Genomic DNA, 6,672 nt, shown 5'->3' on the forward strand with positions numbered 1-6,672 from the left:
AGGACCTGTTGAGGTGCTGGACCGGCACCTGCACCACCTGCGGTCGCCCCCTGCCGACCAGCAGAACCAGAGCCAGAATCTAACGAAGCACTACTAGCCTAAATTTCGGCTCGCTCGGCAACCCGCACGCAGCCCGCACCTGTACGGCAGTCGACGCGTCGGCAGCTTGTCGCGTCCCCGGGCCAGCGGACCGGGACCTTCAGTCGTGGAGGGTGGCCATCGCGGTGCGGAGTTCGTCGAAGGCGCGACGAGTGAGGTCGGTGAGTGGCTGCTCGTTGTCCGGTTCGATCCATCGGTCGAAGGCGTTGTCGAAGGCGCGCATGCCGAGGTCGGCGGCAAGGTCCGAAGTCAGGTCGGGCACGCCGCGTTCCTCCAGCGCCTTCGCCAGGGTGCCGACGAGGCTGGTGCGTTTGAGGGCGGCGCGTTCCCGCAGTTCGGCATGGTCGGCGACGATCGGGCGCAGCCTTGCGGCGAACTCGCGCCGGTCGTCGGTGAAGACGGCCGCGAGGGCGTCGAGTGCCGCACGGACCGCTTCGAGCGGCGTCGCTGAGTCGGGCGCGGCGTGGATCGCCTGGACGAGGAGTCGGCCATGGATGTCCTGGCCTGCGAAGAGGACTTCTCGCTTGTCGGAGAAGTGCCGGAAGAACGTGGTCTTGGTCAGGCCGGCGCGATCGGCGATCTCGTTGACCGTGGTGGCGTCGTAGCCCTTCTCGGTGAACAGGTCGAGTGCGGCGCGCATCAGTCGTTGCTGTGCGTTCGGTTCCCATCGCGGCATGGCCCAAGCCTAGGTGATGTTACTTGGTTCCGTCACTTCGGCTATCGTGACGGTACCAAGTAACGTCACTGGGGGTGGCCGGACGCGGCGCCCCCACCTGCCCTGGGAGAGCTCCATGCGTGTCTTCGTCACTGGCGCCAGCGGGCACATCGCCTCCGCTCTCATCCCCGAACTCGTCCAGGCCGGACACGAGGTCGTCGGCCTCGCACGGTCCGACGCCTCCGCCGCCGTCGTGCAGGCGCTGGGCGCCGAGGTGCTCCGCGGTGACCTCGACGACCTGGACGGCCTGCGCAAGGGCGCCGCCGACGCGGACGCGGTCGTCCACCTCGGCTTCAAGCATGACGCCATCGCCTCCGGACGCTTCGCCGACGCCGTGGCCGACGACCTGGCAGTGGTCCGCGCTTTCGGCGACGCCCTGGCCGGCACGGGCAAGGCCCTCATCGGCATCGGCCTGACGCCCACCGGCAACCCGCAGCGGGACGCGGCCATCCATGCCAACCCCCGCACCGCCGTCGCGCGGGAGATCGCCGGACTCACCGAGCACGGCGTGCGGACCGTGCTCATCGCCGTCCCGCCGGTGACGCACAGCCCGCGGGACCGGTCCGGCTTCATCCCGAAGTTGATCGGCATCGCCCGCGCCACGGGCGTCTCCGGCTACGTCGGTGACGGCGCCAACCGCTGGCCCGCCGGCCACGCCCTCGACGTGGGCCGGCTCTTCCGCCTCGCGGTGGAGAAGGCCCCGGTCGGCTCGCAGCTGCACGCCGCGACCGAGGAGGGCGTCCTGGTACGCGACATCGCCGAGACCATCGGCCGACACCTCGGCGTCCCGGCCGTCAGCATCCCGGCCGAGAAGGCGGCAGAGCACTTCACCGGCTTCCCGTTCGCCGCTCTCGACATCACGATGTCCAACGCGGCCACCCGGCAACTGCTCGGCTGGGAGCCGGTCCACCCAGGCCTGATCGCCGACCTCGACAACGGCCACTACTTCGCCGGGAACTGACGCCGGCACTGACGTCGCGGAGCACGGACCGAGGTAGGTCGCCACTGCCCGCATGCAACCGATGTGCGGTCACCCCGCAGGCGATCCTCGCGACCGGCGATGAACGGCAGACTCGACGAGATGCGACTGAAATTCGACGAAGACACTGACCTGCTCACCTTGCCGGACCACGTCTTGGACCAGGTGGTCGGCGAGCCTCTTTGAGCGACGAAAGTCCTCACACGAAGGCGTTGCTCAGGCAGCCGGAGTGTTCAGCACGGCGCGCGAGGCGTGGACCTCACGGCACAAGGCGGACAGGTCGACGTCGAGGAGCCTGACTCCGCCGCGATGCCCTGCAGTCAATCGGTCAGACGTGCCAGGAGCGCGGGATGGTCGGCGAGGGCCTGATCAAGACGCTGCCGAAGACGGGGCGCGTACTGGGCAGGGTCGGCATCCTCCCAGTCGATCGGGCCGAACGGGGGCTCGGGGTCGTACTCGACGAACAGCTGTACCTTGCGCGCGACATCCTGGCCGGCGAGTTGCCCGGCCAGGTGGAGTGCCATGTCGATGCCGGCCGAGACCCCGGCGGCGGTGATGACGTTTCCGTCGCGGACCCAGCGCTCGGCCACCGGAATCGCCCCGAACTTGGTGAGCAGGCCGCGGTACATCCAGTGGGTGTTGGCCCGGTGTCCTTTGAGGAGGCCGGCGGCGGCGAGTAGCAGGGAGCCGGTGCACACGGAGCCGACGATCTCGGATCGTGCGGCCGCGGTACGCAGCTTGTCCAGCAGGTTCTCGTCGGCCATCGCGGCGACGGTGGGGACCGTGCCGCCGGGCACGATGAGCACGTGCGGATCGGGCATGGTCTCGAAGGTGTGGCTGGGGACCAGGGACAGCGGGGTGTCTGTGGCCATCGGTTCTATCCGCTCGCCGACCACGACCGTGGTATAGCCGGGGACGAGCTGGGCCAGCACGCTGAAGACCTGCAGGGGGCCGACGATGTCGAGCGGGGTGAGGCCCGGGTACTGGACGAAGGCGATGGTCTTGATGGGGACTTCGTGCTGAGGGGCCAAGGATGTGGTCATGGGGATGCTCCTGCTGGCTGGGCCGAGCGGGCTGTGTCGCCGATCCGGCTCGGGGCGAACGTCACGTGCCGTGGTGGGCGCCAGCGGCGGGTATGGGCGCCAGGAATGGCAGAGCAGGGCGCGCCTACGAGTCCTGGCGCAGTGTGCGGATCAGTCGGGTGTGGCGTCAGCGCAATCGGTGGGCGCTGGGGTCTCGGGAACGGCTTAGCAGGAAGACAGCAGGCTGAGTTTTCGGCCCTGGTGGTCGTCATTGAGCATCGCGATCACCGTGGCTGCCGTTGCCCGAAGCGCGTCGGCTCGCGCAGGTCCAGGTCGGCCTGACGGGTTGCGCCGAGCGGTTCGTCAACAGCAGTCCGGCCAGGGCCGCGCCTGCAAGCACGACGATGAACAGCGTGTAGTCGCGGGCGGTTGTGATGAGTCCTGTGCCGTGGACGATCAGCGCCCCGGCGATGGCTGAGGGCACTCCAAGACCGAGGTAGCAGACGACGAAGAGGACGGACAGCACGCCAGCCCTTTCGTGCGGCGCCGCGCGGGGAACAACGGTGCGGATGCCGCCCTGGTAACCGGCACCGAACCCGGCACCGGCGATGATCGTGCTGCTGAAGAATCCCAATGTTGACTCGGTGTCAACCGCGGCCAGTGTGGCTATCGACCCCGCCGCGAGCAGCGCGATGCCCAGCAGCATTACGGTGCGCGGCGCGGCGCGGTCGAGTGTGAGCGCAGCCAGCGAGCCGGTCACTGCCAGCAGGAAGAGTCCGAGCCCGGCAACGACGGTGGAGGAGGAGCCGGACAGTTGCCGGGCGAGCGCGGGGCCGAGTGAGCCGTAGAAGCCTGCAAGCGCCCACACGGCGAACAGGATCGGCGCTGCGGCGAGGACGGGGCCGCGCAGGTTGGACGGCACGGTCAGTTCGGGGCGCAGAGCGGCGCGCACACCTGGCGTGCGGCCCACGGTTTCCGGCATGCAGATCACAGCCGCACCCTGGACGACGAACACACCGATGAGAACCAGGTAAACCAAGTGCGTGGGTGCCGGCGCGTACTGGACCAGCGATCCGGACAGCAGCGCACCCATGCCGGTACCGACTCCCGGCACGACCGCGTTGGCGAGAGTGCCGCGGCGCCGGTCGACATCCAGCATGGCCGCGCCCAGGGCGCCGAGGGCGCCGCCGGTGGACAGGCCCTGAAGGACCCGTCCCAGGAACAGCGCGTCCAAGCCCTGCGCAGTGGTAAGGACCGCCATCGCCGCGGTCTGCAGGCCGAGCGCGCCCAGCAGCACGGGCCGACGGCCGATGTGGTCGGACACGCGTCCGAAGATGAGCAGGGACAGCAGAACGGCGATCGCGTAGACGCCGAAGACGACGGTCGTCGTGATCGGCGAGAAGCCCCACATGCGGGCGTAGGTCGCATACAGCGGGGTCGGTGCGCTGGAGGAGGCAAGGAGGGATACGACGATCGAGGCCAGCAGCACCAGGCTGCCGACGCCAGGGCGTCGCGCAGAGACAGTGGTCTGGCTGTGCCGCGGCGGGCTTTCGATGGAGGAACGTACGGGATTCACATGCACGGCGGTGGGCGGGGCCAGGCACACCGGTGACTGATCACCGGAGGCCGACCTGGACACCGGTTGTGGAACTGATCCGGTCATGCCTTCAAGCCTCGCTACAGGGGCCGCACCCCCACGAGTGGCAGAAATGCCTAGTTTCGTTAGGATGCCGCCATGACGGTCCATCGGGTGGCTGTGCTGGCACTGGACGGGATGGCCCCGCTCGACCTGGCCATCCCTGTGCAGATCTTCGGCCCGCGCACGGAGACCCCCTACCAGGTGTCCGTGTGCGGACCGGCCAGTACCGTCTCCGCCGCCAGCGGCCTGGCGCTCGCCGTCACCAGCGGGCTGGACGTCCTGCACGCAGCCGACACGCTGATCGTCCCTGGATTCGGTCCCGGGTTTTCGCCGCAGCCGGGCCCGTTGCCACAGGCGGTGCTCGACGCGCTGGCCACGGCCCGCGACCGGGGCCGGCGAGTGGTGTCCATCTGCACCGGCGCCTTCGCGCTGGCCGCGGCCGGGCTGCTCGACGATCTTCACGCCACCACACACTGGCAGTACACCGATGAACTCGAACGCCGATTCCCGGCCGTGCACGTGGAGCGTGACGTGCTCTACGTGGACGAGGGCAACGTCCTCACCTCGGCCGGGGTGTGCTGCGGTATCGACCTGTGCCTGCATATCGTGCGCCGCGACCTGGGCGCCGTCGTGGCCAACCAGATCGCCCGGAACATCGTCGCCGCTCCCCATCGCGAGGGCGGCCAGGCCCAGTACGTACCCGCACTCGTCGCGGTCACCGGCGACACTGCGCTCGCCGACACCCGGGCCTGGGCTCTGGAACGGCTCGCACAGCCGCTCACCGTGACCCAACTCGCCCGCCACGCACGCATGTCCGAACGCTCCCTCATGCGCCGATTCGTCGAGGAGACCGGCACGACGCCACTCAAGTGGCTGGTGAATGCCCGGCTCGGCCTGGCACGCGAACTCCTGGAGACCACCGACCAGTCCATCGACGTGGTGGCGAGCGAGGCCGGCCTGGGCTCGGCCGCCAACCTGCGTCTGCATTTCCGGCGTGCCCTCAACACCACGCCGACCGCCTACCGGCGCGCCTTCACCCGCCACGCCCCGCAATAGGAAGGCCGCCATGCCTCCGGGCGGTGGGCGCCCGGCGGACGCCGCCGACCAGGGTGGCTTTGTTCGCGAGTTGCGGTTCTGGCTCAGATCTTGGGGAGCGGTCGCGGTGCGTCACCGCGGCGTTCGATTGCAAGGACCCAGATTCGCGTGAGACGGCGTACGCCTTTCCGCCTTGCAGCATGAAGTGACTCTCCGTCAGCTCTGTGCTCGGCCTCTCTGGCGACCGCGGCGAGCGGTGACGGTGCTGGTCATGCAGGCTGGCGCAGCATTCTGGGACTCGCTCGTGTTCGACGGGATCGATGACGTGGACGTCGAAGCGGTGACCGCCGCCTTCGGCACGGTTGACGTCACGGCCAGAGGTCGGGCAACCGGGGCAGCATGTCCGGACTGCGGCCGCTCCTCGAACGAGTCCTGCTGGCATCCTGAGGGGACAGTCACGAGCTCTGCTGGAGTCGCTCCGCGGCCTGAGCAGGGGTGTCGTAGTAGCCAGGCCGTGCCAGCAGGACCGAACTGAAGTAGTAGCCCTGCTCTTCCTCTGGCTCGTCGTCGGCCGCCAAACGGGCGCCAGAAGCTCAGGAGCAGGTCAGAGGCGACGAAAGACGCCAGGTCGTCGGGGTCTGCCTCAATCGAGGTGAACTCGCCCATGCGTTGCACCAGCTCGCGGGCCGGGATCGCAAACACGTCCAGGCCCCGGAAGACGACTCGGTCTGTCTGAGTCGACGGCCTCCCAAGCTCAATGGCTTCGAGCATGTCTCGCATGCAGTGGATGCTGATCATCAGTCCACTGGGACGGAAGATGTGCTGACCCGGCCGGTCGGACTCCGACACCGCGGAGAGATCGCGGAACGAGTCCAACGCCGCGTTGGCCGATTGCCGAGTCATACCGATCCGCAACGGGCCAACGCCGTTTGGTGGGGCGAGGCCGAAGTCCATGCGGGCATGATCCCAAACCGGTCTGTCAACGGGTCACGAAGGGCCATCCAGTCCTGAGACATTACAGAGGGTGACTGCTCCACAGAAGTTGGACCAGAACCCAAACTCGTGAACATCTGCTGCTCCTTCTCGGGCTCTGGCACAAGTTCCGGATGCTGTTGGTGATCTCTAGGCCGTCAGTCCTTGGCAGAGCCGCTGGAAGTGGGTGGGTGGTCGTGGTGGAGAGTCT

General features: G+C 68.5%; 5 protein-coding genes. 2 read left to right on the forward strand and 3 right to left on the reverse strand.

All coding sequences use genetic code 11. The features are described from left to right. Window positions 1-199 precede the first annotated feature (199 nt). Window positions 200-775: a TetR/AcrR family transcriptional regulator gene (locus tag LE548_RS42110; protein ID WP_225102342.1), complete on the reverse strand. Its 576-nt coding sequence runs from the start codon at window positions 773-775 to the stop codon at window positions 200-202. Between the two features lie 115 nt (window positions 776-890). Here LE548_RS42110 and LE548_RS42115 point away from each other — a divergent pair, with 115 nt between their 5' ends. Then, window positions 891-1,775: an SDR family oxidoreductase gene (locus LE548_RS42115; protein WP_225102343.1), complete on the forward strand. Its 885-nt coding sequence runs from the start codon at window positions 891-893 to the stop codon at window positions 1,773-1,775. Between the two features lie 338 nt (window positions 1,776-2,113). Here the strand turns inward: LE548_RS42115 and LE548_RS42120 are convergent, their stop codons facing one another. Further along, the gene (locus LE548_RS42120) at window positions 2,114-2,836 is read right to left on the reverse strand and encodes a DJ-1/PfpI family protein (protein ID WP_225102344.1); all 723 of its coding nucleotides are present in this window, start codon (window positions 2,834-2,836) and stop codon (window positions 2,114-2,116) included. Window positions 2,837-3,083: 247 nt separating this feature from the next. Next, window positions 3,084-4,391 (reverse strand): MFS transporter, encoded by a 1,308-nt coding sequence (locus tag LE548_RS42125; protein WP_225102345.1) that lies wholly within the window; start codon window positions 4,389-4,391, stop codon window positions 3,084-3,086. 159 nt (window positions 4,392-4,550) lie between these two features. Here LE548_RS42125 and LE548_RS42130 point away from each other — a divergent pair, with 159 nt between their 5' ends. After that, window positions 4,551-5,510, forward strand: coding sequence for a GlxA family transcriptional regulator (locus tag LE548_RS42130; RefSeq protein WP_225102346.1), 960 nt, complete (start codon window positions 4,551-4,553; stop codon window positions 5,508-5,510). Window positions 5,511-6,672 lie beyond the last annotated feature (1,162 nt).

It is taken from the genome of Streptomyces sp. CoH27 (genome assembly GCF_020181035.1).
GTDB classification, from domain to species: domain Bacteria; phylum Actinomycetota; class Actinomycetes; order Streptomycetales; family Streptomycetaceae; genus Streptomyces; species Streptomyces camelliae.

Coding starts and splice junctions, on each gene's coding strand:
- LE548_RS42110 (WP_225102342.1), bottom strand. CDS start 775: ATGCCGCGATGGGAACCGAACGCACAGCAACGACTGATGCGCGCCGCA.
- LE548_RS42115 (WP_225102343.1), top strand. CDS start 891: ATGCGTGTCTTCGTCACTGGCGCCAGCGGGCACATCGCCTCCGCTCTC.
- LE548_RS42120 (WP_225102344.1), bottom strand. CDS start 2,836: ATGACCACATCCTTGGCCCCTCAGCACGAAGTCCCCATCAAGACCATC.
- LE548_RS42130 (WP_225102346.1), top strand. CDS start 4,551: ATGACGGTCCATCGGGTGGCTGTGCTGGCACTGGACGGGATGGCCCCG.